This is a genomic window from Aquicoccus sp., from assembly GCF_041686535.1.
GTDB lineage: Bacteria > Pseudomonadota > Alphaproteobacteria > Rhodobacterales > Rhodobacteraceae > Aquicoccus.
Map to the genome: position 1 here is coordinate 1 of NZ_JAWLDS010000009.1, position 26409 is coordinate 26409.

29 protein-coding genes are annotated in these 26409 nt (G+C 63.0%); 12 read left to right on the forward strand and 17 right to left on the reverse strand.

Annotated elements, in window-relative coordinates:
* Nucleotides 1-32: 32 nt before the first annotated feature.
* Nucleotides 33-1457, forward strand: a complete 1425-nt coding sequence (locus ACESL9_RS03630) for a hypothetical protein (protein WP_372674518.1) — start codon at nucleotides 33-35, stop codon at nucleotides 1455-1457.
* Nucleotides 1458-1636: 179 nt separating this feature from the next.
* Nucleotides 1637-2740 (forward strand): 3-isopropylmalate dehydrogenase, encoded by a 1104-nt coding sequence (leuB, locus tag ACESL9_RS03635; protein ID WP_372615118.1) that lies wholly within the window; start codon nucleotides 1637-1639, stop codon nucleotides 2738-2740.
* 37 nt (nucleotides 2741-2777) lie between these two features.
* On the opposite strand, the gene ACESL9_RS03640 is transcribed toward leuB, so the two are convergent.
* The 5 genes from ACESL9_RS03640 to katG all read right to left on the reverse strand — a co-directional run bounded on the left by ACESL9_RS03640 (nucleotide 2778) and on the right by katG (nucleotide 9179).
* The gene (locus tag ACESL9_RS03640) at nucleotides 2778-3020 is read right to left on the reverse strand and encodes a MoaD/ThiS family protein (RefSeq protein ID WP_372615119.1); all 243 of its coding nucleotides are present in this window, start codon (nucleotides 3018-3020) and stop codon (nucleotides 2778-2780) included.
* A gap of 3 nt (nucleotides 3021-3023) precedes the next feature.
* Nucleotides 3024-5267, reverse strand: a complete 2244-nt coding sequence (locus ACESL9_RS03645) for a xanthine dehydrogenase family protein molybdopterin-binding subunit (RefSeq protein ID WP_372615120.1) — start codon at nucleotides 5265-5267, stop codon at nucleotides 3024-3026.
* Nucleotides 5267-5746, reverse strand: coding sequence for a (2Fe-2S)-binding protein (locus tag ACESL9_RS03650; RefSeq protein ID WP_372615121.1), 480 nt, complete (start codon nucleotides 5744-5746; stop codon nucleotides 5267-5269). The genes ACESL9_RS03645 and ACESL9_RS03650 overlap by 1 nt, the downstream gene beginning before the upstream one ends.
* The gene (locus tag ACESL9_RS03655) at nucleotides 5746-6606 is read right to left on the reverse strand and encodes an FAD binding domain-containing protein (RefSeq protein ID WP_372615122.1); all 861 of its coding nucleotides are present in this window, start codon (nucleotides 6604-6606) and stop codon (nucleotides 5746-5748) included. The genes ACESL9_RS03650 and ACESL9_RS03655 overlap by 1 nt, the downstream gene beginning before the upstream one ends.
* Before the next feature lie 401 nt (nucleotides 6607-7007).
* The gene (gene katG / locus ACESL9_RS03660) at nucleotides 7008-9179 is read right to left on the reverse strand and encodes a catalase/peroxidase HPI (RefSeq protein ID WP_372615123.1); all 2172 of its coding nucleotides are present in this window, start codon (nucleotides 9177-9179) and stop codon (nucleotides 7008-7010) included.
* A gap of 196 nt (nucleotides 9180-9375) precedes the next feature.
* Here katG and ACESL9_RS03665 point away from each other — a divergent pair, with 196 nt between their 5' ends.
* The 5 genes from ACESL9_RS03665 (at nucleotide 9376) to ACESL9_RS03685 (ending at nucleotide 14158) form a co-directional block, all read left to right on the forward strand.
* Nucleotides 9376-10269 (forward strand): LysR substrate-binding domain-containing protein, encoded by an 894-nt coding sequence (locus tag ACESL9_RS03665; protein WP_372674519.1) that lies wholly within the window; start codon nucleotides 9376-9378, stop codon nucleotides 10267-10269.
* 393 nt (nucleotides 10270-10662) lie between these two features.
* Complete coding sequence (gene dctP / locus ACESL9_RS03670; RefSeq protein WP_372674520.1) at nucleotides 10663-11679, forward strand: TRAP transporter substrate-binding protein DctP; 1017 nt, start codon at nucleotides 10663-10665, stop codon at nucleotides 11677-11679.
* 131 nt (nucleotides 11680-11810) lie between these two features.
* Nucleotides 11811-12413, forward strand: a complete 603-nt coding sequence (locus ACESL9_RS03675; protein WP_372615130.1) for a TRAP transporter small permease — start codon at nucleotides 11811-11813, stop codon at nucleotides 12411-12413.
* A gap of 3 nt (nucleotides 12414-12416) precedes the next feature.
* Nucleotides 12417-13703: a TRAP transporter large permease gene (locus tag ACESL9_RS03680; RefSeq protein ID WP_372615126.1), complete on the forward strand. Its 1287-nt coding sequence runs from the start codon at nucleotides 12417-12419 to the stop codon at nucleotides 13701-13703.
* 17 nt (nucleotides 13704-13720) lie between these two features.
* Complete coding sequence (locus ACESL9_RS03685) at nucleotides 13721-14158, forward strand: universal stress protein (RefSeq protein ID WP_372615127.1); 438 nt, start codon at nucleotides 13721-13723, stop codon at nucleotides 14156-14158.
* A 79-nt stretch (nucleotides 14159-14237) separates the two neighbouring features.
* On the opposite strand, the gene ACESL9_RS03690 is transcribed toward ACESL9_RS03685, so the two are convergent.
* Nucleotides 14238-14891 carry a peroxiredoxin gene (locus ACESL9_RS03690; protein ID WP_372615128.1) on the reverse strand — a complete coding sequence of 218 codons (654 nt, stop codon included), beginning with the start codon at nucleotides 14889-14891 and terminating at the stop codon, nucleotides 14238-14240.
* 164 nt (nucleotides 14892-15055) lie between these two features.
* On the opposite strand from ACESL9_RS03690, the gene ACESL9_RS03695 reads away from it, so the two are divergent.
* The 3 genes from ACESL9_RS03695 to trxC all read left to right on the forward strand — a co-directional run bounded on the left by ACESL9_RS03695 (nucleotide 15056) and on the right by trxC (nucleotide 18102).
* Nucleotides 15056-16501: an aldehyde dehydrogenase family protein gene (locus tag ACESL9_RS03695; RefSeq protein ID WP_372674521.1), complete on the forward strand. Its 1446-nt coding sequence runs from the start codon at nucleotides 15056-15058 to the stop codon at nucleotides 16499-16501.
* 66 nt (nucleotides 16502-16567) lie between these two features.
* Nucleotides 16568-17596: a serine/threonine protein kinase gene (locus tag ACESL9_RS03700; protein WP_372674522.1), complete on the forward strand. Its 1029-nt coding sequence runs from the start codon at nucleotides 16568-16570 to the stop codon at nucleotides 17594-17596.
* 71 nt (nucleotides 17597-17667) lie between these two features.
* Nucleotides 17668-18102 carry a thioredoxin TrxC gene (gene trxC, locus ACESL9_RS03705; RefSeq protein WP_372613986.1) on the forward strand — a complete coding sequence of 145 codons (435 nt, stop codon included), beginning with the start codon at nucleotides 17668-17670 and terminating at the stop codon, nucleotides 18100-18102.
* A gap of 9 nt (nucleotides 18103-18111) precedes the next feature.
* Here trxC and ACESL9_RS03710 read toward each other — a convergent pair whose 3' ends face one another.
* The 10 genes from ACESL9_RS03710 to def (ACESL9_RS03755) all read right to left on the reverse strand — a co-directional run bounded on the left by ACESL9_RS03710 (nucleotide 18112) and on the right by def (ACESL9_RS03755) (nucleotide 23255).
* The gene (locus tag ACESL9_RS03710) at nucleotides 18112-18345 is read right to left on the reverse strand and encodes a hypothetical protein (protein ID WP_372613988.1); all 234 of its coding nucleotides are present in this window, start codon (nucleotides 18343-18345) and stop codon (nucleotides 18112-18114) included.
* A gap of 234 nt (nucleotides 18346-18579) precedes the next feature.
* A complete protein-coding gene (locus tag ACESL9_RS03715) occupies nucleotides 18580-18966 on the reverse strand; it encodes a DUF302 domain-containing protein (RefSeq protein ID WP_372613990.1) in 387 nt (128 codons plus the stop codon).
* Between the two features lie 17 nt (nucleotides 18967-18983).
* On the reverse strand, nucleotides 18984-19544 hold the full coding sequence (locus ACESL9_RS03720) for a L,D-transpeptidase (protein ID WP_372613992.1): 561 nt from the start codon (nucleotides 19542-19544) through the stop codon (nucleotides 18984-18986).
* Between the two features lie 308 nt (nucleotides 19545-19852).
* Nucleotides 19853-20059, reverse strand: coding sequence for a cold-shock protein (locus ACESL9_RS03725; RefSeq protein WP_372613994.1), 207 nt, complete (start codon nucleotides 20057-20059; stop codon nucleotides 19853-19855).
* A gap of 211 nt (nucleotides 20060-20270) precedes the next feature.
* The gene (locus ACESL9_RS03730) at nucleotides 20271-20507 is read right to left on the reverse strand and encodes a GlsB/YeaQ/YmgE family stress response membrane protein (protein ID WP_372613996.1); all 237 of its coding nucleotides are present in this window, start codon (nucleotides 20505-20507) and stop codon (nucleotides 20271-20273) included.
* 11 nt (nucleotides 20508-20518) lie between these two features.
* Entirely contained in the window at nucleotides 20519-20758 is a 240-nt protein-coding gene (locus ACESL9_RS03735; protein WP_372613998.1) for a hypothetical protein, read from the reverse strand.
* A 10-nt stretch (nucleotides 20759-20768) separates the two neighbouring features.
* Complete coding sequence (gene fmt / locus ACESL9_RS03740; RefSeq protein ID WP_372614000.1) at nucleotides 20769-21677, reverse strand: methionyl-tRNA formyltransferase; 909 nt, start codon at nucleotides 21675-21677, stop codon at nucleotides 20769-20771.
* 74 nt (nucleotides 21678-21751) lie between these two features.
* Nucleotides 21752-22246, reverse strand: a complete 495-nt coding sequence (gene def / locus ACESL9_RS03745; protein ID WP_372614002.1) for a peptide deformylase — start codon at nucleotides 22244-22246, stop codon at nucleotides 21752-21754.
* Complete coding sequence (gene def, locus ACESL9_RS03750) at nucleotides 22243-22740, reverse strand: peptide deformylase (protein WP_372674523.1); 498 nt, start codon at nucleotides 22738-22740, stop codon at nucleotides 22243-22245. The genes def (ACESL9_RS03745) and def (ACESL9_RS03750) overlap by 4 nt, the downstream gene beginning before the upstream one ends.
* The gene (gene def / locus ACESL9_RS03755; RefSeq protein ID WP_372614006.1) at nucleotides 22737-23255 is read right to left on the reverse strand and encodes a peptide deformylase; all 519 of its coding nucleotides are present in this window, start codon (nucleotides 23253-23255) and stop codon (nucleotides 22737-22739) included. Before def (ACESL9_RS03755) ends, def (ACESL9_RS03750) begins: the two co-directional genes overlap by 4 nt.
* 287 nt (nucleotides 23256-23542) lie before the next feature.
* On the opposite strand from def (ACESL9_RS03755), the gene ACESL9_RS03760 reads away from it, so the two are divergent.
* Nucleotides 23543-24712, forward strand: coding sequence for a MalY/PatB family protein (locus tag ACESL9_RS03760; RefSeq protein ID WP_372614008.1), 1170 nt, complete (start codon nucleotides 23543-23545; stop codon nucleotides 24710-24712).
* 72 nt (nucleotides 24713-24784) lie between these two features.
* Here ACESL9_RS03760 and ACESL9_RS03765 read toward each other — a convergent pair whose 3' ends face one another.
* Complete coding sequence (locus ACESL9_RS03765; RefSeq protein ID WP_372674524.1) at nucleotides 24785-25138, reverse strand: hypothetical protein; 354 nt, start codon at nucleotides 25136-25138, stop codon at nucleotides 24785-24787.
* A 250-nt stretch (nucleotides 25139-25388) separates the two neighbouring features.
* Here ACESL9_RS03765 and ACESL9_RS03770 point away from each other — a divergent pair, with 250 nt between their 5' ends.
* The gene (locus tag ACESL9_RS03770; protein WP_372614012.1) at nucleotides 25389-26375 is read left to right on the forward strand and encodes a glutathione S-transferase family protein; all 987 of its coding nucleotides are present in this window, start codon (nucleotides 25389-25391) and stop codon (nucleotides 26373-26375) included.
* The last annotated feature ends 34 nt before the right edge of the window (nucleotides 26376-26409 follow it).

Here is a 26409-nt window from a genome sequence, read left to right on the forward strand (position 1 = left end):
GGACCTTGCGCATTACGACAAAGGATTTTGACATGACTGCCCGAATGACTCTTGCCGCCTGTGTCGGTATCGGCGTGGTCATGGTTTCCGGCCCGGTCTGGGCGCAGGCCCTGTCGTCCGACAACACCACCCGGATCGAGCAGGACGGCTTGGAGAATTCCGCACGGATCGACCAGGCGGGGAGTTCGAACACCGCAGGCACCGACGCAGATCCATTGTTGCAGCAGGGGGTCGAAAACGGCTTGACGATCCGTCAAACGGGCGAAAGCAACCAGGTGGGAGCGGGTCCCGAGGGCCTGCTTCAGGAAAACACTGCGCCGGGTCTGCCCGGCGTCAACATCGCGTGGATCGAGCAAGAGGGCGGCGGCAACCGCGTGGACGGGGTGCTGCAGCAGATCGAGGGCATTGTGCCCGGCGATGGCAACCGCCTGCTCGTTCTGCAGAACGACGGTGCCGGCTTCGGGTTCAACGTGATCGACCGCGTTCAGCAGATCCTGGGGGCCGGTCTGCCCGGCCAGTCGGCCGAAATCACCATGGACGGCACGGGCAACCGGATCGAGCTGATACAGCAGGACGGCCTGTCGAACCTGCGCCGCGAAGAGAACAGCATTTTCGCCTCGATCACCGGCACGGGCAATGGCACGCAAGACCTGCGCGGAGTGGCACAGGTGTCGGGGGTGCAGGCCAGCACGTTGGTGCAGACCGGTGGCAGCGAAGACACGCTGTCGAACGGCAACATCATGCAGCTGGAGATCCAGGCAAACGGCACCGCCTTTGGCATCCTGCAGCGCGGGCGGGGCAATCTGACCGGGCCGATCGTCATCGTTGGCGATGGAAACGCCATCGGTATCGACCAGGACGGGACCGACAACGAGCTGTCGCTTGGCCTTATCGAGGGCGCCGACAACGAGATCGGACTTGCGCAGTTCGGAACCAACACCGCGGCCTTGTCGCTCTTGGGCGAGAGTGACCGCAACTCGGTGCGGATCGACCAGATGGGCAGCAACGACGCCACGGTGACGGTCGAGGGCGATGACAACGTCCTGCTCACCGATCAGGGCTACCTGGCGGGTGCGGGTGGCACGAACAATGCCGAGCTGGGCGTGACGGGCAACGACAACCGTGCCGAGTTGGGCCAGAACGGTGACGGAAACACGATGGTGCTGTTGATCGAGGGCGATTTCAACAACAACGTTGCCGGCGGGTTCACCAGCGCGATCGTGCCGTCCGGCGCGCTTCCCGGCGTCTACATCCAGGCGGGCGTTCTGAACAGCGCCGTGGCCACCGTCGAGGGCGACGCGAACGTCAGTTCCTGGTTTCAGTCCGGCGCGCTGAACACCATCCTGATGACCGTGACGGGCGATGAAAACGAGGCTTATCTGCGCCAGATTGGCAATGGAAATTCTGCCGGGTTGAACCAGAGCGGCAGGAGCAACGTGGCGGTACTCCTGCAATAGAGACACCTGACATTCGCGAACCCCTGCCGATTTTCGGACAGTGGGCTGTGCCCTGCCTTTCGGTTCGGCACGCAAGCACGTCAGGCGCGATACAACATGGCCGACCCGGCTGCATTCTTGACCATCTGCCCGCGTGTCTTTAGGCGGGGCGGGACGGAAATTTCCAAAGGATGGACCCCATGAGTAACCCCTCGCTTCTTATCCTGCCCGGTGACGGGATCGGCCCGGAAGTCATGGCCGAGGTTTCCAAGGTCATTGATTGGTTTGGCGCCAAGCGCGATTTGAACTTCGACGTGAGCGAGGATCTTGTGGGCGGTTGTGCCTATGACAAGCATGGCGCCCCCCTGCATGATGATACGATGGCCAAGGCGCAGGAGGTTGACGCGGTGTTGCTGGGCGCCGTGGGTGGGCCAAAATACGACGACCTGGATTTCAGCGTAAAGCCCGAGCGAGGGCTGCTGCGCCTGCGCAAGGAGATGGACCTTTTCGCCAACTTGAGACCTGCACAGTGCTTCGACGCGCTGGCCGATTTCTCGTCGTTGAAAAAGGAGGTGGTGGCAGGACTCGACATCATGATCGTCCGCGAACTGACAAGCGGGGTCTATTTCGGCGAACCGCGCGGCATCTTCGAGGAAGGCAACGAGCGGGTTGGGATCAATACCCAACGCTATACCGAGAGCGAGATCGACCGGGTGGCGCGCGCGGCCTTCGAATTGGCGATGAAGCGCAACCGCAAGCTTTGCTCGATGGAAAAGGCCAACGTGATGGAGTCGGGCATCCTTTGGCGCGAGGTGGTGACGGAAGTGGGCAAGGACTATCCCGATGTCGAGCTGAGTCACATGTATGCCGATGCCGGCGCGATGCAGCTCACACGCTGGCCCAAGCAGTTCGACGTGATCGTGACCGACAACCTCTTTGGTGACCTGCTCTCTGATCTGGCGGCGATGCTGACCGGCAGCCTCGGGATGTTGCCTTCGGCCAGTCTTGGCGCACCGATGGAAAACGGGCGTCCCAAGGCGCTTTACGAGCCGGTGCATGGCTCGGCCCCCGACATCGCTGGGCAGGGCAAAGCCAATCCGATCGCGTGTATCCTGAGCTTTGCAATGGCGCTCCGCTATTCCTTTGGTGCGGGCGAAGAGGCGGCGCGACTTGAGCAGGCTGTGAATGCGGTTCTGGCCGACGGGCTGCGCACGGCGGACCTGCTGGGCGAGGAAGGCGTGAAACCGGTCTCGACCACCGAGATGGGCGATGCGATCGTTGCCAAGCTCGAGGAGTCACTCTGATCTTGGAAGGTCGAATTCGGTGGTAATTCGGCCCTGCTCAACCGCCAACAAGCCGGTTGAGCAAGACCACCTCACTTTCCTCCGATATGGGGGTTGCCCAAGTGTCGTTGTAAATCTTGCCGTCGATTGACACTGAAACCCCGCGGTCGAGCTGGGGCTTGAGTGCCGGGTAATCCCGCGCCAGCCCATCGAGAAGCTGCCGAAGGTTGGCGGCCTCGATCTCGACGGTCTGCTGGCCGTCCGCAAGCTCGGCCAGCGAGCCCCAGAGTCGGACCGCCACCACTTATTCCGCCTTCAGGGCTGCCAGAACCTTGGGCGGCGACATCGGCAGCGAAGTGAGCCGAACACCCGCCGCGCGGCTGACCGAATTGGCGATGGCCGCGAGTGGCGGCACGATCGACGTTTCGCCAACGCCACGCACACCATAGGGGTGGCCCGGGTTGGGAATCTCGAGGATCACCGGTTCGATCATCGGCAGGTCGGAGGCCACGGGAATGCGGTAATCGAGGAAGCCTGCATTCTGGAGCCGCCCGTCATCGCCATAAATGTATTCCTCGTTGATGGCCCAGCCGATACCCTGGGCGGCACCACCCTGGAACTGGCCTTCGACATAATCTGGATGCACCGCCTTGCCCGCATCCTGGAACACGGTATAGCGCAGCACCTTGACGGCGCCGGTTTCGGGATCGACCTCGGTGTCGACCATGTGGGTGGCAAAACTTACCCCCGCTCCCTCGGCATTGACCTCGTGATGCCCGGCGATCGGCCCACCGGTATTCGAGGCGATGGCGGCAATCTCCTTGATCGTCATCGGCGGGAACTTCCCGGCATTGGGTCCCGCGGGATGAGCGGCCCCGTCGCGCCAATCGACCGCCTCGGGGTCGATCCCCCATTTCATCGCGGCGCGTTCCTTCATGATCTGGATCGCATGGCGGGCGGCCTTGATGGTGGCTAGGCCGACCGCGAAAGTCACGCGAGAGCCGTCGGTCACTTCGTTCTGGCCAAGACTTGCCGTGTCGGCGATGATGGTGCGGACCTGATCGAGCGGCACGCCGAGTTCCTCGGCGGCCATCATCGTCATCGAGGCGCGCGAGCCGCCGATATCGGGGTTGCCCTCTGAGAGCGATACGGTGCCATCGGGGTTGACCATCAGCGAGACGCAGGTATCGCCGCCGAAGTTGAACCAGAAGCCACAGGCCACGCCGCGCCCCTGGTTGGGGCCAAGTGGCGCGCTCCAGTGCGGGTGCGATTTCGCGGCGTTGAGCGTCGCTTCGAGGCCGATGGCGGGATATGTCGGGCCATAGGAGGATTTCGTACCTTCCCGCGCGGCGTTTTTCAGGCGGGTTTCCAGCGGGTCGAGATCAAGTTTCTGGCAAAGCTCGTCGATCACCGACTCGACCGGATAGGCCCCCATCGGTGCGCCAGGGGCGCGATAGGCGGCGGCCTTGGGCCGGTTGGTCATCACCTCGAAGCCCTCGGTGCGGACGTTTTCAAGGTCGTAGGGCGCAAAGCCGCACATCGCCGACAGGAACGCGATGCCGCCTGGATAGGCGCCGGCCTGAAGCCGGTAGCTGGCGGTGGCGCCGGTGATCGCGCCGTCCTTGGTCATGCCGATCTTGACATCGACAGAAGAGGACGCCGTGGGGCCGGTGGCGCGGAACACCTCGTCGCGACTCATGACCAGCTTGACCGGCTTGCCAGACTTGCGCGCGAGCATCAGCGCGGTAGGCTCCATCCAGACATGGGTCTTGCCGCCAAAACCGCCACCGATTTCCGAGGCGGTTACACGCAATTGTCCCGCATCGAGGCCAAGAACCCCGGCACAAACGTTGCGCACCATGTAATGGCCCTGCGTGCAGACCCAAAGATCGCCCTGACCATCGGACCCGAGCGTGGCGAGGCAGGCATGTGGTTCGATATAACCCTGATGTGTTGCCGCGGTCTTAAAGCTGCGCTCGACGATCAGGTCGGCCTTCTCAAAGCCTGATTCGGGGTTGCCATGACCGTATTGTGAGCGACCTGTCACGTTCTCGGAATAGCCTTCGGGCACGTTTTCCTGTTGCCGGCCGGTTTCGACCACCGGGGCGCCGGGCTTCATGGCCTCGTCAACATCCGTGACATGGGGCAGCACCTCGTAATCGACCTCGATCGCGGCGAGCGCCGCACGGGCGATGGATTTCGAGGTGGCGGCGACGGCGGCGACGGCATGGCCGTCATAGCGCGCCTTGCCACCGGCCATGCAGTTGTCGAGGATGTCAGCCATGTCGGCATCATCGGGCTGATGGGTGAAATCGGCGCGGGTGATCACGGCCTTGACGCCCTTCATGGCACGGGCCTTGGAGGTGTCGATGCCCTTGATCCGGGCATGGGCGTGAGGGCTGCGCAGTATTGCGCCCCAGAGCATGCCGGGGGCTGATATATCGGCGCCGTAGCGGGCCTTGCCCGTCACCTTGTCAATGCCATCGGGGCGGATCGGCCGGGTTCCGACGACCCGGAAATCGCGGGATTGATATTCGTCCTTCGGCATCAGGCGGCCCCCCTCATGTCGGCGGCGGTGTCCATCACCGCGCGGATGATCTTGTCATAACCCGTGCAGCGGCAGAGGTTTCCGGCAAGCCAGTAGCGCACCTCTTCCTCGGACGGGTTCGGGTTGCGTTCCAAAAGGTTCTTTGCAGCGACGAGAATGCCCGGGGTGCAGATCCCGCATTGCAGCGCCGCGTGTTCAAGGAATTTCTGTTGCAGCGGGTGAAGTTGGTCGCCCTGGCCCATGCCTTCGATGGTCTCGATCGCGCGGCCTTCGGCCTCGGCGGCGAGCATCAGGCAGGAACAGACAAGGCGACCATCGACCACGACGCTGCAGGCGCCGCAATCACCGGTGCCGCAGCCTTCCTTGCTGCCGGTCATGTCGAGATGATCGCGCAGCACGTCAAGCAGGGTTTCGTCGGCCTCGCAGAGATATTCGGTCTCGTCGCCGTTGATGGTCGTGGTGATATGGATCTGGGACATCAGCTGTCTCCTCTGGCGCGGGCGAGTGCAATCTTGGCGGCGCGTTTCGCGAGAACGCCGGCCACGTCCTTGCGGAAGGCGACGGTGCCGCGCTTGTCATCGATGGGTTTGGCCTCGGCCGATGCCGCGGCAGCGAGCGCGTCCAGCGCGGCGTCGTCCCCGGCGGTGCCGATGAGCGTGTCGGCGCAGGATTGCGACAGGATCACGGTGGGTGCGACCGCTCCGAGCGCGACACGGGCATCGGAAATTTTTCCCTGATCGTCGAGGGTTACGTATATGCCACAGCCGACCACGGCGATGTCCATCTCGGTGCGCGGGATGAAGCGCAGATAGGCGTCGCCGGAGCGGGCGGGCTTGGGGGGCAGGTGAATGGAGGTGACAAGCTCTCCCTTGCTGAGCGAGGTCTTGCCGACCCCGGTGGGGATGTCCTCGACCGCAACGTCGCGGGTGCCGTCGGGGCCGGCGATGCGCGCGGTTGCGCCGGCGGCCACCATGGCGGGCACGCTGTCGGCGGCAGGCGAGGCGTTGCAGAGATTGCCTGCCAGCGTGGCGCGGCCCTGGATCTGGGTCGAGCCGATCAGGTCGGCGGATTCGACCACACCGGGCCAGTCGGCCTTGAGGGCGGCATGCTCGTTCATCTCGGCCGAGGGCACGGCCGCGCCAATGCGCCAGCCGCCATCCTCTTGGGAAATAACGGTCATTTCCGCTATACGCTTGATGTCGATGATGGTGCTGGGCGCGATATTCCCGGCGCGCAAACGCACCAGGAGATCAGTGCCGCCGGCCAGAAGCCTGGCCCCCGGGTCGGCGGCGAGAAGCGCCACGGCTTGGTCGACGGATGTCGGGGTTTCAAATCTCATTCTCTTCAGCTCTCTGCTTGGCCACGTAAGACCTGGCGTCACGGGGCGGGGTCGCACGGACCCCTCTGTCCGACAGAGTGTTGCGACTCGGCTGATTTGGCAACCCCCGTTGCGCTGGCCCACTCCGGAGGGGTTAACGCGATTTTTCGGCGAAAAACCGGGGGTGATCTTCGGCTGCCGCCCGGCTGCCGGGCGTGCACCGCCGCGTTGCAGCGAAATGGTTCGCCGAAATGGTAAACGCAGCGCGCGGTGGTGGGTGAGGATGAGTATTTTGCCAAGAAAGAGACAGGGCCGCGGGCTGCCTGTCGACCTGAAATGCCCGGGATGGACAGGTGCAAAAAACCGGGCGCGGAGATGACCCGCGCCCGGTTTCAAAGGTCTGAGGTTTTCCGTGGCCGCGATCAGGCCAGGTCGAACCGGTCGGCCATCATCACCTTGGTCCAGGCGGCCACGAAGTCGTTGACGAATTTCTCTTTCGAGTCGTCCTGGGCATAGACCTCGGCATAGGCGCGCAGGACCGAATTCGAACCGAACACGAGGTCGGCGCGGGTGGCGGTCCAGCGGGTCTTGCCCGAAGCACGCTCCACGACCTCGTAGAGGTTCGAGCCTTTCGGTTCCCACTTGTAGTCCATGTCGGTCAGGTTGACGAAGAAATCGGTCGTCAGGGCGCCCTCGTTGTCGGTGAAGACGCCGTGCTTGGTGTCGCCATGGTTGGTGCCCATCGCCCGCATGCCGCCGACGAGGACGGTCATCTCGGGTGCGGTGAGGCCCATGAGCTGTGCGCGGTCGAGCATCATTTCCTCGGGCGAGACCACGTAATCCTTTTTCAGCCAGTTGCGGAAACCGTCGGAGACGGGTTCGAGCCACTTGAAGCTGTCGGCGTCGGTCATCTCGTCAGTGGCGTCGCCGCGACCCGGGGTGAAGGGCACCTCGATGTCGAAGCCTGCGGCCTTGGCGGCCTGTTCGACGCCGAGATTGCCGGCCAGCACGATCACGTCGGCCACGCTAGCGCCGGTATCCTTGGCGATCGGCTCCAGCACCGAGAGCACCTTGGCCAGGCGTTCGGGTTCGTTGCCTTCCCAGTCCTTTTGCGGGGCAAGGCGGATGCGTGCGCCGTTGGCGCCGCCGCGATAGTCCGACCCGCGGAAGGTGCGGGCGCTGTCCCATGCGGTGGCGACCATCTCGGCGACCGAAAGACCGGCATCGGCGATTTTCGCCTTGACCGCCGCGACATCATAGTCGGCGTTTCCCGCGGGGATCGGATCCTGCCAGATCAGGTCTTCCTTGGGGGCCTCGGGGCCGAAATAGCGCTCTTTCGGGCCCATGTCGCGGTGGGTCAGCTTGAACCATGCGCGGGCGAAGGCATCGTCGAATTCCTTGGGGTTGTTGTAGAACCGCTCGGAAATCTCGCGATACTTGGGATCCATCTTCATGGCCATGTCGGCGTCGGTCATGATCGGGTTGTGACGGATCGACGGGTCGGTCGTATCGACGGGCTTGTCTTCTTCCTTGATGTTGACCGGTTCCCATTGCCATGCGCCGGCGGGGCTCTTCTTGAGTTCCCACTCGTAGTTGAGCAGCAGTTCGAAATAGCCGTTGTCCCACTTGGTCGGGTGGGTGGTCCAGGCGCCCTCGATGCCCGAGGTCACGGCGTTGGTGGCCTTGCCGCCCATCTTGGGGTTGGTCCAGCCAAGGCCCTGTTCTGCGACATCCGCGGCTTCGGGTTCGGGGCCGAGGAGTTCGGCATCGCCATTGCCGTGGGTCTTGCCGACGGTGTGGCCGCCGGCGGTCAGGGCGACGGTTTCCTCGTCATCCATGGCCATGCGGGCGAAGGTTTCGCGCACCTGCTCGGCGGTCTTGAGCGGATCGGGTTCACCGTTCACGCCCTCGGGGTTGACGTAGATCAGGCCCATCTGCACCGCGGCGAGCGGGTTTTCCATCGTGTCGGGCTTGGACACATCGCCATAGCGTTCGTCGGAGGGCGCAAGCCATTCCTTCTCGCTGCCCCAGTAGGTGTCTTTTTCCGGGTGCCAGATGTCTTCGCGACCGAAGGAGAAGCCGAAGGTCTTGAAGCCCATGGATTCGTAGGCGACGTTGCCCGCCAGAATGATGAGGTCGGCCCAACTGATCTTGTTGCCGTATTTCTTCTTGATCGGCCAGAGCAGGCGGCGCGCCTTGTCGAGGTTGGCGTTGTCGGGCCACGAGTTCAGCGGCGCGAAACGCTGGTTGCCGGTTCCGGCGCCACCGCGGCCATCTGCCACACGGTAGGACCCTGCGGCGTGCCATGCCATGCGGATCATGAGGCCGCCATAGTGCCCCCAGTCGGCCGGCCACCAGTCCTGGCTGTCGGTCATCAGCGCGGTGAGGTCGGCCTTGAGCGCGTCAACGTCGAGCTCCTTGAGCGCCTCGTGGTAGTCGAAATCGCCAAGCGGGTTGGTTTTGGTATCATGCTGATGCAGGATGTCGAGGTTGAGCGCGTTGGGCCACCATTCCATCACATCCGCGCCGGTCGTCGTCAGCGCCCCGTGCATCACCGGGCATTTGCCCGACTTGTCCATGTCGTTTCCGTCCATCTTGCTCTCCCATCGTGGTTTACGAGTTGTCATGCGCCCGGGTCGCGATGTGCCCCGGATAAGTTCAACCATCACGGCACCTGCCTGTATCGGGCATGATGTCGTAGCACGGCTGATTCTCTTTCTGGAATGAATCTAACAAACTCTGACCATTGGTTTAAGTTGCATTTCCTGATTCGGCAGATAAGTTTTGCTTATGAAAAATCTGACCTTGAAGCAGTTGCGCTATTTCATGGCGCTGGCCCGGCACGGGCATTTCGGGCAGGCGGCAGAAGCCTGTGCCATATCGCAACCGGCACTTTCGATGCAGATCAAGGAGCTGGAGGAAGCGCTGGGCACACCCCTGTTCGAGCGCGGGGCGCGGCATGTGCGCCTGACCGGGTTCGGCGAGCTCTTCGAAGAGCGGGTGCGCGGGGTCTTGAGGGATGTTGACGAACTCGGCGATCTGGCGCGTGCGTCGCAAGATCGGCTGGTCGGGCGGCTCAGGATCGGGGTCATCCCGACGATTGCGCCCTATCTTTTGCCGCGGATCATCGGCGATCTGACCGCGGCCTTTCCCGAGATCGACATCCAGGTGCGCGAGACCATGACCCCGAAGCTCGTCCGGGAGCTTTCCGACGGGCTTCTGGATACGGCGATCGTGGCATTGCCCGTGTCCGAACCCGGATTCGCGGAGGTGCCGATCCTGACCGAGAACTTCGTGCTGGTGCGGCCCGAGGCCCAGGCGGGGCAGCCCGTGCCCTGTCGCGAAGGGTTGCGCGAGATGCGGCTATTGCTGCTCGAGGAGGGGCATTGCTTTCGCGATCAGGCGCTTTCGTTTTGCAGCATACCTTCGGGCCGGCCGCGCGAGGGGCTTGACGGGAGTTCGCTCTCCACGCTGGTGCAGATGGTGGGGGCCGGAATCGGGGTGACCTTCATCCCGGAAATGGCGGTCGAGGTCGAAACCCGATCGGCCCGCGTGTCGGTCGCGCGGTTCGACGATCCGCAGCCGAGCCGCACCATCGGCATGATCTGGCGCCGGTCGACACCGCTTGCCGGGCAACTGGAGCGGATCGCGCAGGTAATCCTTCCGGGCTGCCGGGCGGCTTGAAACGCAGAACGACCGATCGGGAGCGTCCGTTCAGCTGGGCCGCCGGGGGGGCGAAGTCACGCGCTCCCGGGCCATCACGCACGTTGAGCGAGCTCCGCGGTCGGACTCAAAAGCTCTAATTTGTTCGTAATATCAGAGATTTGGTCCGCTTCCTTTCGTTGGATTTGACATCTGCGGCAAGCATGTCATCGTAGTGAGACACTGTCGGCGGATCTGCCGGTGCGCAATTGGTGGCACCCGACCCGTCGTGAAAACGCATCACGAGGGCCAGATTGGCCCGGTGCGTCCCCCGGGGCAAGAGTCCGAGTGGGGGTAAAAAGCAAAGATTGTCCTCGTATTCCAGTGCGACCTGCGCTGGCTTAGTTGTACGATTGAAACAGAAAGGGAGACGACATGAAAATCACGAAACGCGTGCTCACAGGAGCGGCGGCAGCCGCGGCATTGGCCGCGAGCATGACAGCGGCACAGGCCGAAACCTGGCGCTATGCCTTCGAAGAAGCGATCACCGACGTGCAGGGCGTGTTCGCGACCAAGTTCAAGGAAGAAGTCGAGGCGAATTCGGACCACGAGATCCAGCTTTTCCCTTACGGGACGTTGGGGGAGTCTGCCGACACGATGGAACAGACCCAGGACGGCATCCTTCAATTCGTTGACCAGTCGCCGGGGTTCACCGGTTCGCTGATCCCCGAGGCGCAGGTCTTCTTCGTCCCCTACCTGCTGCCGCAGGACACCGAGGAGCTGGGCGAGTTCTTCCGCACCTCGAAGGCGATCAACGAGATGTTCCCCAAGTTCTATGCCGAGCAGGGGCTTGAGCTTCTCAAGATGTTCCCCGAGGGCGAGGTCTGCATGACCACCAAGGAGCCGGTGAGCGAACCGGCGGACCTCAACGAGGTCAAGTTCCGGGTCATGACCAACCCGTTGCTTGTGGAGAACTACAAGGCTTTCGGGGCGACCCCCACGCCGCTGCCCTGGGGCGAGACATATGGCGGCCTGCAGACCGGCATCATCCAGGGCCAGGAAAACCCGATGTTCTGGATCGAGTCGGCCAAGATGTATGAGGTGACGGACGTCATTACCTGCGTCGGCCACAACAACTTCACCACCGCGGTGATGGCCAACAAGGACTTCTATGAGGGGCTGTCGGAAGAGGATCAGCAGGTGATCCAGGACGCGATGGACGCGGCCTTCGAACACATCATCGACTATCAGAAGGGTCTGCACGAGGAGAGCCTCGAGAAGATCCTCGAAGCCAAGCCCTCGATGGAGGTCAACGTTCTTGACGAGGAAGAGCGTGCGCCCTTCGTGGCCGCAGCCGAAGAGGTCGAAGCGAAGTTCATCGAGATGACCGGCGACAGCGGTGAGGATCTGCTCGAGCAGTTCAAGGCCGACCTCGAAGCCGTGACCAACTAAAGCTCGAAACGACGGGATGCGCCCGGCAACGGGCGCATCCACATTCCAACAAATTTGCATTACAACAAGGTTCAGACAGGGACAGTTCGGTGGAAGATGAAGAAAAGCGCAGCCAGATCCAACTCAGCCAGCTGCAATCCCAGACAGATACGACCGGAACCGACGATGCCGCGCTCGAGGTGTATCAGTCCACGTTACCCGGTTTCCTAGGAACAATCGACACAGCGATCGGCCGGATAGAAAGTGTCTTTCTGGCCGTTGGCGTTCTCTTGATGGCGCTCAACACGGTGTCCAACGTGATCGGGCGCTTTATCTTTCAGAACTCGATATTCTTTTCCGAAGAACTCAACCGGATCCTGATCATCCTGATCACATTCGCGGGTATTTCCTATGCCGCGCGCCATGGGCGGCATATCCGCATGTCGGCGATTTTCGATGTCTTGCCGGTCAAGCCGCGCAAGCTGTTGATGATCATCATCGCCCTGGTGACGGCGGTCTTCATGTTCGGGCTGGCGTGGTACTCGTTTCAATACATCCTCACACAGGCAGGTCGCGGGCGGGTGCTTTCATCGTTGCAGATCCCGGTCTGGATGATCCTCGTGTGGGTGCCGATCGGCTTTTTCATGACCGGGCTGCAATACGTGCTGACCGCGATCAAGAACATGATCGAGAAGGACATCTACCTCTCGACCAATGTTCTGGAAGGCTATGACGACGAAGAGCTGGAGATCTGATCCATGGCAGTGACAATCTTTTCCATCATGATCGTTCTCCTGTTGCTGGGCTTTCCGATGATGGTCCCGCTGATCGTCGGGTCCTTCGTGGGGTTCTATTCGATGTTCGGCGGCATGGGGCAGATGGAAACCATGGTGCAACAGATGATGGCGGGTATCCGGCCTGCCTCTCTGATCGCGGTGCCGATGTTCATCTTTGCGGCCGATATCATGACGCGAGGCCAGTCAGCGGGGCGGCTTATCGACCTCGTGATGTCGTTTGTCGGCCATCTTCGGGGCGGGCTGGCCGTGTCCACGGCTGCCGCCTGCACGATGTTCGGCGCGGTCTCGGGCTCGACCCAGGCCACGGTGGTTGCGATCGGCGGCCCGCTGCGCCCGCGGATGCAGAAGGCCGGCTACAATGACAGTTTCATCCTCGCGCTGATCGTGAATTCGTCGGACATCGCCTTCCTTATCCCGCCCTCGATCGGGATGATCATCTATGGCGTCGTCTCGAACACGTCGATTGCCGAGCTGTTCATCGCCGGGATCGGGCCGGGGCTGCTGATCCTCGTGCTGTTCTCGATCTATTCGTGGATCTACGCGGTGAGAAACAACGTCCCGACCGAGGAGCGTGCCACGTGGGGTGAGCGGGGGCAGGCGCTCAAACGGGCGCTTTGGCCGATGGGCTTTCCGGCGATCATTATTGGCGGCATTTATGGCGGCATCTTCTCGCCGACCGAAGCCGCGGCGGCCTGTGTGCTCTATGCGATCATCCTGGAAATGCTGGTGTTCAAGGAAATGGATTTCCAGGCGCTTTACGATACGGCCAAATCCACCGGGCTGATCACCGCCGTGGTGTTCATTCTCGTGGCGGCCGGGATGGCATTTTCCTATATCATCTCCTTCGGACAGATCCCGCAAGCGATCCTGTCGGGCATCGGCATCGACGAGATGGGCCGGATCGGTGTTCTCGTGGTGATTTCGATCGCGTTCTTCATCGGCTGCATGTTCGTCGATCCGATCGTGGTGATCCTCATCCTGGTGCCGATCTTCGCGCCGGTGGTCAACGCGATCGGGCTCGACCCGGTCCTCGTGGGCACGATCATCACCTTGCAGGTGGCGATCGGATCGGCCACGCCGCCCTTTGGCTGTGACATCTTCACTGCCATCGCCGTCTTCAAACGCCCCTACTGGGAGGTCATTCGCGGCACGCCGCCCTTCATATTGATCCTGTTTTGCGTCTCTGCCCTGTTGATCTTCTTCCCGGACATCGCGCTGTTCCTGCGTGACGTGGCCTTTGACAAGTAGCTGAGAGGAGGACGAGGATGTTCAAACGGATACTTGTGCCTTTTGACGGGTCGAAGGGTGGCGAGAAGGCATTGCACAAGGCTGTGGAACTGGCTGAACTGTGCGGCGCGGAGATCAACGTGCTGACCGTCTATCGCCACCACGGGATGCTCGAGGCATCGTTCTCGATGGTGCGGGCCTCGGACCCGGGGCGGATGGATGACGCGATGCGCGATCATGCCAGGGAAGTGGCCGAATTCGCCAAGGAACAGGCAAAGAAGGGCGGGGCCTCGCCGGTTCGTGCCTTTGTCAAGTCGGGGCAGCCCGCCCGAACGATCGTGCGTTTCGCGAATGAGCATGAGTGCGACCTGATCGTTCTGGGTGCGCGCGGCATGGGATCGGTCGAGGGCTACCTGCTCGGCTCGGTGTCGCACAAGGTGACCGGGCTCGCGCCGATGCCGGTTCTCGTGGTCTAGCGCGAAGCCTCCAGAGAAAACGAAGAGGCCCTGCCGGGATGCTCCGGCAGGGCCTTTCCTTGTCCGGCGCGGGGGCCGATCAACTCGGGTCGGCGATGGTGCGCAGGTAAGGCAGCTTGAAATCGACATTGCCGAATTTCTGCTTGGCCTCCTCGTCCGAGAGGGTGAGGGCGACGATCACGTCCTGCCCCTTGACCCAGTTGGCGCCGGTAGCGATGGGGGTTTCATAGGTCGCCTGGAGCGCGTCGAGCGCACGCAGCACCTCGGCGAAGTTGCGGCCGACCGACATCGGGTAGGTCATGATCAACTGCACCTTCTTGTTGGGCGCGATGATGAAGACAGAGCGCACCGAGGCGCTGTCGGCGGCGGTGCGCCCATCGGGCAGATAGGCCTCGGCCGGCAGCATGTCGAAAGCCTTGGACACTTCGAGCGAGGTGTCGGCGATGATCGGAAAATCCGCCTCGGCCCCGGCATATCCCGAGATGTCGGATTTCCATTGCACATGCTCTTCGGCGCCATCGACCGACAGGCCGATGACCTTGGTGCCGCGCTTTTCCCATTCCTTGGCCAATTGCGCGACGGCGCCGAACTCGGTGGTGCAGACGGGGGTGAAATCCTTGGGGTGCGAGAACAGGATCGCCCAGCTGTCGCCGATCCAGTCGTGGAAGGTGATCGTGCCCTGATCGGTTTCGGCGGTGAAGTCGGGGACGGTCTCGTTGATGCGAAGGCCCATGCCGGAAGGTTCCTTTCGTTGTCGTGACTGTTGTTGCAATATCCAATTACCCTGTTCCGCAGCGTTTTGCAGCCCGTGTCTTGCAGCCCGGCGGTCTGAGTGACAGAGTGCCGCAGACCGGATTCCCGGGCAGTTCTGCCCTCAGCACGAATGGGAGAGACCAGATGATCGAAAAGCGTCAGTTTTATATCAACGGTGAGTGGGTGGACCCCAAAGAGGGCCGCGAGCATCACGTGATCGACCCTTCGACCGAAGAGCCTGCGGCGGTGATCTCGCTTGGCGGGCAAGCCGATACCGATGCGGCGGTGGCCGCGGCCAAGGCGGCCTTCCCGGGCTGGATGGCCACCCCCAAGGAAGAGCGTATCGCGCTTCTGGAAAAGCTGATCGAGATCTACAAGGCCCGCGCCGAGGAAATGGCCGAGACGATCACCATGGAGATGGGTGCGCCCATCGAGATGTCCAAGACCCAGCAATGGGGCGCGGGCTATGGTCACCTCAAGAATTTCGTGCGCGCGGCCAAGGGGTTCGAGATGATCCGCCCGCTGGGCGATCATGCCCCCAATGACCGGATCATCTATGAGCCGGTGGGCGTTGCGGCGCTGATCACGCCGTGGAACTGGCCGATGAACCAGATCACGCTCAAGGTGGGCGCGGCGGCGGTTGCCGGTTGCACGATGATCCTCAAACCCAGCGAGGAAACGCCGCTCGATGCGATGCTCTTTGCCGAGATGATCGACGAGGCAGGTTTCCCCAAAGGTGTGTTCAACCTCGTGAACGGCGATGGTGCAGGCGTGGGCAGCCAACTTTCGGCGCATCCGGGGATCGACATGGTGTCGTTCACCGGCTCGACCCGGGCCGGTATCCTGATTTCCAAGGCCGCGGCCGATACGCTCAAGAAAGTGCATCTCGAGCTCGGTGGCAAGGGCGCCAACGTGATCTTTGCCGATGCCGATGAAAAGGCGGTCAAGCGTGGCGTCATCCACATGATGAACAACTCGGGCCAGAGCTGTAACGCGCCCAGCCGGATGCTGGTCCAGCGCGAGAAATACGATCAGGTCGTGGAAGAGGCGGCCAGCGTGGCCAACTCGATCAAGGTCGGCAACCCCCACGAGGAAGGCCGCCATATCGGCCCGGTGGTGAACGAGACCCAGTGGAACAAGATCCAGGACCTGATCCAGGTCGGGATCGACGAAGGCGCGCGCCTTGTCGCCGGGGGCACCGGTCGGCCCGAGGGCCTCAACAAGGGGTATTACGTCCGGCCCACCGTCTTTGCCGACGTCAACAACCAGATGCGGATCGCGCGGGAAGAGATCTTTGGCCCGGTCTTGTCGATCATCCCCTTCGAGAACGAGGAAGAGGCGATCGAGATTGCCAATGACACGCCCTATGGCCTGACCAACTATGTCCAGACGCAGGACGGCGCACGGCTCAACCGGATGGCGCGCAGCTTGCGTTCGGGCATGGTCGAGATGAATGGCCAGCCGCGCGGTGCCGGGGCGCCCTTCGGCGGGATGAAGCAGTCGGGCAATGGCCGCGAAGGCGGTGTCTTTGGCATCGAGGATTTCCTTGAAGTGAAGGCGGTTTCGGGCTGGTCGAACGAGAACGACTGATCCAATCGGATGGACTGCGACATGATCCGGGGCTATCACGGCCCCGGATTTTCTTTTGGGTGCACGATGACCGAGACCACGATCACATTCGTTGCCGAGACGGTGCACAAACGTGACGTGTTCTCGGAAACCATATCGGGGCACCTGGCCGAACGGCCGGAGTTGAAGGTGGTTCTGCGCAAGCTTGACGGGGTGCCGTGGTGGGCGCGCCCGGTGGCGTGGGTCCTGGCCCGGCGCGAGATCGCCGGTCTGCGCGCGGTGGACGGGATCGAGGGGGTGCCCGCGCTCTTGCGGGTGGATCGCGAGGGGTTGTTGCGCAGCTGGTCGCAGGGAACACCCCTGCAACTGGCCAAGCCGGATCACGCGGAATGGTATCGCGATGCCAAGCGGCTCTTGCGCGAGATGCGGCGGCGGGGGGTCACGCATAACGACATCGCCAAGCCGCAGAACTGGTTGATGACGCCCGAGGGCCGGGCGGCGGTGATCGACTTTCAACTGGCCTCGGTTCATCGGCGGAAGGGCAAGATTTTCAAGGTAATGGCGCGGGAGGACCTGCGCCACCTGCTGAAACAGAAGCGCCGCTACGCGCCGCATCTTCTGACCGCATCGGAGCGGCGGATGCTCGAGCGCAAGGCCTGGCCGACGCAGCTGTGGATGGCGACGGGCAAGCGGGCCTATAATCTCGTGACCCGGCGGCTGATGAACTGGTCGGACGGAGAGGGTACGGAGGACCGGATCGAACGCGACGGCGCGGCGGTGCGCGCAGGGCTGATGGCGGGGGGCGGAGTGCGCGAAGTGGCGCTCTTTACCTATGCGCTGCCGGCGCGGGGGGTGGGGCTTTATGCCTTTGCCGAAACCGATCTGGATCATGCGGGTTTGCGCGCGCGGGTGAGCGAGGCGCAGGCGGACCTGGTTCAGCCGGTGGTCCGGTTGCCGCGCCGGGCCGATGGTCGGCTGCGCGAGGATGCGTTGCAACTGGTGGCCACGAACCGTCTGGACGAGTTGGAGGCGATGATGGCGGCCGAGCCCGACCTGGCAGAGGTCCTCAAGCCGATCATCGCGGGGCGGCAGAACCTCACCGACCGGGTATTTTAGCCGATTGCGGGGCTTTTCTTTGCCGGATCATGTCATATATTGTCTTTTGAATGTAAGATCAGGAGGCTGACATGGCCCAATCCATGAAACTGACCTGTCTGGAGTGCGGGCAGGTGAACCGGGTGCCGGCGGAACGGCTGGGCACAGGGGCGAAATGTGGCACATGCGGGGCGCGGCTGATCCCGGGCAAGGTGGCCGAGATCGATCTGGCGACGCTGGAAAAGGCCGCGCGGAATGACGATCTGCCGCTGGTGGTGGATTTCTGGGCGCCGTGGTGTGGCCCCTGCCGAATGATGGCGCCGGAATTTTCCAAGGCGGCGCAAGAGCTTGGTGGTCAAGCGCGTCTGGTCAAGCTCAACACCGAGGCGCATCCCAAGGCTGGGGCGACCTACGGCATACGCGGTATTCCGACCATGGCCGGTTTTGTCGGTGGACGGGAAAAGGCGCGGCAATCCGGCGCGATGCCGGCGGCGCAGATCGTGAACTGGGTGAAAAGCGCGTTCTGACCGCGGCGTTCAGCGTGTGCTCTGTGAGCGTGCGATGACACCGGGCATGGTGTCGGGAACATTGATGCTGCGGACGATCAGCGTGTGTACATACGCACCAGCCATGACCAGCGCTGCCGGGGTAATGCAGGCGACAAGATAGATCATCAGGGCCTGAAACCAGGTCACGTCGGCGAAGACGAGTGCCGCAATCGAAGCGACAATGCCAAGGACACCGGAGAGGATGATCACCACAATTGCCATATGCCAACCTTTCATTGACCGCCTTCGAGCCCCCTTTTACAATCTCGATCGCAAATACGCCGTAAATATGGCGCGATCGGGGTTGAGTTGTGACGGGAACCTAGCCTGTGCGTTTCAACTTCAGGTTTATACCACGGCAGTTTACAAAAGGTAAACCGCAGCGTCGGTGCCTGGGCGGCGATCCACCGGCGGGCCGGAGCGGCTGAGTCGACGGGGCTTAGGGTGTGAGCCGGGTCAGACCGCCGCGACGACCTTGTCGAGCATCTCGCGGACCCGGGTGACGACCTTCTTGAGATCCTCATTGTCGATGGCAGCCATCGACGCGATCGGATCGACGGCCGAGATCTCGACCCCGGCATCCGTGCTGCGCAGGATCACGTTGCAAGGCAGCATCGTGCCAAGCTTGGGTTCATGGCCAATTGCCTCCCATGCGAGAGCCGGATTGCAGGCGCCGAGGATCCGGTAATCGGTCATGTCCTTGTCGAGTTTTTTCTTCATCGTGGCCTTGACGTCGATCTCGGTCAGCACGCCGAAGCCGGCATCCATCAGGGCCTTGCGGGTGCGGGCGTCGACCTCTTCGAACCCGGCGTCGGTGATCGTGCGATCCATCGTGTAGGACATGGAAAACTCCTTAGAAGTCAGAGGACAGTGACCTTCGTGCCGATCGGAACACGGTCATAGAGGTCGATTGCATGTTCGTTTATCATGCGGATGCAGCCATTCGAGACGGACCGTCCGATCGAACCGGGTTCGGTGGTGCCGTGGATGCGGTAATAGGTGTCACGCCCGTTCTGGAAGAGATAGAGCGCGCGGGCGCCGAGCGGGTTGCCGGGGCCGCCGGGCTGGACGTAATCGTTATCCTTGAACTCGGCATAGGTCTCGGGCTCGCGCTCGATCATTTCGTCGGTGGGGCGCCATGTGGGCCATTTCTTCTTCACGTCGATCGTGGCGGTGCCGGTGAATTCCAGCCCGGCCTTGCCGACACCGACACCGTAGCGCAACGCGCTGCGCGGCTCGATGATGTAGTAGAGGAAATGGGCCTTGGGCAGAACCAGGAGTTGCCCGGGGGTGTAAGATGCTGAAATCTTTACGGTTTGTGGAGCGAACACCGGGTCGAGCTGGAACGCGGCGCGAGCGACATGAGGCGCGGCAAGGGTGCTGGCGGCGACGGCGGTGAGGAATGTGCGACGGTTGATCATGGTCGGTCCCAAGTGCTTCTGTATGACTGGAATCTTGTCATGCGGGGCGGAAATATCAATATATGCCTATCCGATCGCACGAAATCGTTAAAGCCCCGTGGGCAGGGCCGAACCGGGGGGTGATTTCCGTGCACCATCCGGCTGCCGGCCGGCTGTCGGGGGGCGACGGACCATCCCAGGGTCGCAAGGGTTAACGCGGCGTGCGGTGTGCGGCGGGCGCGGACGGCGAAATCCGGCGTCGAATGCAAAACGCGGCCCACGATGGGGCCGCGTTCGTTCACGTCATCCCGAGTGATCGGGAAGAGGCGTCAGGCCAGCGCGATGTTCGTGGCCGACTCGCGGCCGTCGCGGCCGGATTCGACGTCGAACGTCACTTTCTGATCGTCGGCGAGGCTGGTGAGGCCCGAACGCTCCAGCGCGCTGATGTGAATGAACACATCCTTGCCGCCGGTTTCCGGTGCGATGAAGCCGAAGCCTTTAGTTGCGTTGAACCATTTTACGGTGCCATTGGCCATGTCCGTAGTCTCCAATAATGATGTTGCCCACGGTATTGCGGCAACCCGGCGTCGTCGGTCTGGATCGAGTGACTGAACGCCGTTTGAAGGGAGACAGTGGGTCGAAAAAGAATAACATCTGCGACGAGCCGTATGACGCATGGCAGCGAACATTGCAAGCGAAATCGTCGGGCCCGCGCAGAACCGTCCGGGCGCGATGCGCCCGGACGCATCAGCGCCGGACGTAGGTTTGCCACAGCCAGATCAGCAGGAGCGCACCGAGCACCGCACCGATGAAGCCGGCGGCGAAGCCCATCACGCTCAGCAGGACGCGCAGGATCAGCCCGCCGATCAGCGCCCCACCGATGCCGATGGCCACGGTGGTGATGATGTCGGTATCCAGGTTCATGATCCGGGTGGCGAGGAACCCCGCCGCCGCGCCGATGATGATGAGCCAGACGATGGCCATGGGGGCCCCTTTCAGCGTTTTCGGAAATGGGTGGGGACGATGATGAGCGCACCGATGGACGAGACGATGGCGTTCAGGCCCGGCGAGCCGAAGCCGATGCCGAACATCAGCCGGACGAAATAGAACAGGAAGGCGCCGCCGACGCAGATGATGATCGAGGGGATGACGCCGTTATGGGTGAAGCGCGATTTCTCGGAGGCGTAGCCGATGATACCTGCGATGACGACGGTGCCCATGATGGTGGGAAACATGCGTTGGTCCTTATTCGAGCCGCGCGCCGGGTTCGAGGCGGATGCCGCGCTGGAACCTGTCGGCATCCTGCGCCTTGTGGCCGGGTCTTTGCAAGCGCGTGATCTGCACTGCCCCCGTGCCGCAGGCCACTGTGAGGGGCGTGTCGAGCAGGGTGCCGGGTGGCCCCTCGCCCTGCCCCATATGCGAGCCCAGCAGCTTGAGCCGTTCGCCCTGCAACATGCACCATGCGCCGGGAAAGGGAGAAAGGCCGCGGATCTGGCGGTCGATCTCGGGGGCGGGGCGGGTCCAGTCGATGCGGGCCTCGGACTTGTCGATCTTGGCGGCATAGGTGACGCCGGTTTCGGGCTGCGGCTCGGGGGTGAGCCGGTCGAGGCGGGTGAGCGCATCGGTGATCATGTCCGCACCCATCGCGGCGAGGCGGTCATGCAGATCGGCGGTGGTGTCCTCGGGGCCGATGGGGGTGGACTGGCGCAAGAGCACCGGACCGGTGTCGAGCCCTTCCTCCATCTGCATGATGCAGATGCCGGTTTCGGAATCGCCGGCCATGATCGCGCGATGAATGGGGGCCGCCCCGCGCCAGCGTGGCAAAAGCGAGGCGTGGATGTTGAGGCAGCCGTGTTTCGGTGCGTCGAGCACGGGTTTGGGCAGGATCAGCCCGTAGGCCACGACCACGGCGATATCGGCACCGAGACCGGCGAAGGCGGCCTGTTCCTCGGCGGATCTGAGCGAGGCCGGGTGCCGGACGGTCAGGCCCAGTTCCATCGCGCGGGCATGGACCGGGGTGGGGCGATCCTTCTTGCCGCGCCCGGCGGGGCGGGGCGGCTGGCAATAGACCGCGACGATGTCATGGCCCGCGGCCGCCAGCGCGTCGAGTGCGGGGACCGAGAAGTCGGGGCTGCCCATGAAGATGATGCGCATCGTGGAAATCCTTCGCGGGGTGCCGGGCGTAGAAAATTCGATAGGGTGCGACACGCTATAGCCCCCTCGTCCCGTCATTTCAATTTGCGCGCCCGCTTGATGAGCCGGTCGCGTTTGAGCCGGGAGAGGCGGTCGAAATACATCTTTCCGTCGAGGTGGTCGATCTGGTGCTGCACCGAGGTGGACCAGAGGCCGACGAGGTCGCGGGTTTCGATCTCGCCCGCGTCGTTCAGGAAGCGCACGGTCACGCCGCGCGGCCGTTCGAGCCGGGCCGAGACGCCGGGCAGGTTGGGGCTGGCCTCTTCGTGGTCGCGCAGGATGGCGGAGGCGTCGATGATCTCGGGGTTGGCCATGCGGATCGCCTGGCCGCGCGCATCGCTGGCATCGACCACGGCGAGGCGCAGCATCACGCCGATCTGGGGCGCGGCGAGGCCGACGCCCGGCATGGCCTCCATCGTGTCGATCATGTCGGTCCAGATGGCGTGGATGTCGTCGGTGATCCCGGCCACGGGGTCGGCCGGGGTGCGCAGGCGGCGGTCGGGCCAGCGGATGCAGCGGCGGACGCTCATGCGTGGTCAGCGAGCCAGGGTTTTTCCAGCGTTTCGCGCAACTCGGGCGCGATCCGGTCGAAATGAAGCATCCCGTTGAGGTGGTCGAATTCGTGCTGGATCACGCGGGCCTCGGCCCCGTCGAAATCGCCCATGTGGATGTCGCCGGTTTCGTCCGTCCATTGCATGGTCACGGCCTTGTGGCGTTCGACCGGGACGGCGAGGCCGGGGACCGAGAGGCACATCTCCTCCATCACCACGGGGATGCGTTCGCAGGCGATCATCACCGGGTCGATCATCACCATGGGCGTGCCTTCGCCGTCCTTCCATGTCGCGTCGAAGACGAAGAGCCGTTTCATCACTCCGACCTGTGGCGCGGCGAGGCCACGGCCCTTTGCGACATACATGGTGTCGAACATGTCGGCGATGAGCGGGCGCATGTCCTCCTGGCCGACATGGGCGCAGCGTTGCGACAGGCGCGGGTCGGGCCATTCGAGGATCGGCAGGACGCTCACGCGCGGGCCTTTTCCCGTTTGAGCTTTTGCATCTTGCGGGTGATCATCTGGCGTTTCATCGCGCCGAGATAGTCGATGAAGAGCTTGCCGTCGAGGTGGTCGATCTCGTGCTGGACGCAGGTGGCCCAGAGGCCGGAAAAATCCTCGCTCTGCGGGTTGCCGTCGCGGTCGATCCATTTCACCGAGACCTCGGCAGGGCGGGTGACGTCGGCATATTGCTCGGGGATCGAGAGGCAGCCCTCTTCGTACGTGCTTTGTTCGTCGGAGCGGGCGGTGATCTCGGGGTTGAACATGACGAGGGGGCGGGGGGCGGCGCCCTCCTCCTTGACGCAGTCGAGCACGATCAGGCGGCTGAGCACGCCGACCTGGGGTGCAGCAAGGCCGATGCCCGGCGCGTCATACATGGTTTCGAGCATGTCATCGGCCAGCGCGCGCAGATCGTCGGAAAGATCGCTCACGGGCGCGCAGGCCTTTTTCAGGCGCGGATCGGGATGGATGAGGATGGGCCGTTTCATGCGGATGATTTAGGCGATGCGGGGGCGATCTGCAACGGTGTCGCGCGCGACCCGGGCGAGGCAGGGCGGGACCGTGTCATGACCTCGGCGCCGCGGATGGGCGCGATGAGGAGATAATACCGAATTGATAACCATTATAGGGAAGGTATTCCTCAATGCTCCCGATTGCCGGAACCCGCTTCCATTTTCGACGCATCCACTGGAATATCGTGGTTTGGCGGAAAGGCGATTGTCACCCGCCTGTTGATGAGATTACCTAGCCACGCGGCGCGATCAAGGAGGACGTGATGAATTTCGACGAGGTCATCGACCGGCACGGCACCCATTCGGTGAAATGGGACATGATGGAAAAGATTTACGGGGTGCCGGCGGATGACGGGATCGCGATGTGGGTGGCGGACATGGATTTCCGCCCGCCGGCGGCGATCCAGCGCGCGTTGCAGGGGATGCTCGATCACGGGATCTATGGCTATTACGGCGACGATGCATCCTATCGCGCGGCGATCGGTTGGTGGATGCAGACGCGCCATGGCTGGTCGATCGAGCCGGAATGGATTTTCACCACCCATGGGCTGGTGAACGGCACCGCGATGTGCGTGGACACCTGGACCGAGCCGGGCGACGGGGTGGTCTTGTTCACCCCGGTTTATCACGCCTTTGCCAAGGTCATCAAAGCCAACAATCGCCGGGTGGTGGAATGCCCGATGGTGATCCGCGATGGCCGCTACGAGATGGATTTCGACAGCTATGACGCGATCCTCGACGGATCGGAAAAGATGGTGATCCTGTGCAGCCCGCACAATCCGGGCGGGCGGGTCTGGTCGCGGGTCGAGCTGGAACAGGTGGCGGATTTCGCCAAACGGCATGACCTGGTCCTGGTCTCGGACGAGATTCACCACGACCTGGTGATGCCGGGGCAGACGCATACGCCGATGGCGCTGATCGAGGGCGTGTCCGACCGGCTGGTGATGATGAGTGCCACGACCAAGACCTTCAACATCGCCGGGAGCCATTCGGGCAACGTGATCATCGCCGACGAGGCGCTGCGCGCGCAGTTCGGGGCGCGCATGGCGGGCCTGGGCATGTCGCCCAATTCCTTCGGGCTGGTGATGGCCGAGGCGGCCTACAGCCCCGAGGGCGCGGAATGGGTGGACGCGCTTTGCGCCTATCTCGACGGGAACAGGCAGGTGTTCGACGAGGGGGTAAACGCGATCCCGGGGCTGCACTCGATGAAGCTCGAGTCGACATATCTCGCCTGGGTGGACTTCGAAGGCACCGGGATGAGCCGGGACGAGTTCACCCGGCGCGTGGAAGAAACTGCGCGGATCGCGGCCAATCACGGGCCGACCTTCGGCTCGGGCGGCGAGAATTTCCTGCGATTCAACCTGGCCACGCCAAGATCCCTGGTGAGCGAGGCGGTGGAGCGGCTGCAGGCTGCGTTCGGCGACCTGCAGTGAGCCATCGCGCGCACGCGGCCCGGCCCCCGGGGCGGGGCCTGTCGGGTGCGCGCACCGGTATTGGCGGGTGATCTATCGCGCGTCTTCGATCAGGCCGGTCGGCGCATCCTCTTCGCGGGCGAAGTCGAGCGGCGCATGGTCATGGGCCTGTGTGCTGCGCTTGTATTCATAGCGAATCTCGGTCCCCTCTTTCTCGGAGGCGATGACGAGGCATTGGGCCTTGTGGTGCGCGCCGTCGTAAAGATCGACCAGCCCCCGCATATGCGGCGCGTCCTCGGCATCGAGGGCGAACCCGTCCTTCCAGATACGCAATACGGGATAGGTGTCGTCACCCACCTTGACGCGCATGCGGCCATTCTTGCGCGCCGCGAGCCTGCGGGCCTGCTCCAGCCCGGCGCGCAACTCTTCGGTCAGAAACTCGGTCATCGGCGAGGCCCCCAGCGGTCGATTCCGTTTCATCACAAGTCTGACCGGAAGGATCGAATAGTCAAGTTAAGGTCGTGTGAAGCCATGCGCTCCGCTTCTCTTGATCCGGGTGGCCCGGTGTTTCGTAACAAGATAACATTTGTCGTTCTTCGGGTGATGTGCACAAGCGCGCAGCATCCTGCGCGCGGGGCGAGGCTTGGACAAATGCGACGCAATGCATAGGTGCGGTCAAAGGGCAAGGAGAGTGACAATGGGTCAACTGGTCGAGGGAACGTGGCAGAGCGGGTGGTATGACACCAAGTCCTCGGGCGGGGCATTCCGGCGCAGCGCGGCGGTGTTTCGCAACTGGATCACGTCCGATGGCGCCCCGGGGCCCAGCGGTGCGGGCGGCTTCAAGGCCGAGAGCGGGCGTTATCACCTCTACGTTTCCCATGCTTGCCCATGGGCGCATCGCACGCTGATCTTTCGGTCGCTCAAGGGGCTGGAGGATCACGTCGGCCTGTCCGTGGTGCATCCCGACATGCTCGATGACGGGTGGAGTTTTGCCAGCGATTTCCCCGGCGCGACGGGGGACGGGCTCTATGACCTGGCTTACCTGCGCGAGATCTACCTCAAGGCCGAGCCGAAGATGTCGGGGCGGGTGACGGTGCCGGTGCTGTGGGATCGCGAGACCGAAACAATCGTGTCGAACGAAAGCGCCGAGATCATCCGGATGTTCAACTCGGCCTTCGATGCCATCACCGGCAATCGCGAGAATTACTGGCCGTGGGATCTGCGCGGCGATATCGAGGCGGCGAACGCTCGGATCTATGACACGCTCAACAACGGGGTCTACAAGGCGGGGTTCGCGACCACGCAGGCGGCCTATGACGCGGCGGTGGGGCCCTTGTTCGAGACGCTCGACTGGCTTGAGCGGCATCTTTCGGACAACCGTTACCTGATGGGCGCACGGATTACCGAGGCCGATTGGCGGCTCTTCACCACGCTGGTGCGGTTCGACGCGGTCTATCACGGGCATTTCAAGTGCAACCGGCGGCGGATCGTGGATTATCCCAACCTCTGGGCCTACACGCGCGAGCTTTATCAATGGCCGGGCGTGCGCGAGACGGTGCATATGGATCACATCACGCGCCATTACCATTACAGCCACGAGACCATCAATCCGCACCGGATCGTGCCGATCGGGCCGGTGATCGATTTCGAGTCGGCGCATGGGCGCGCCGCGATGCGGTTCTGAGCGGCCGCACCCCACTGCCCGTCCGGGCGGACGG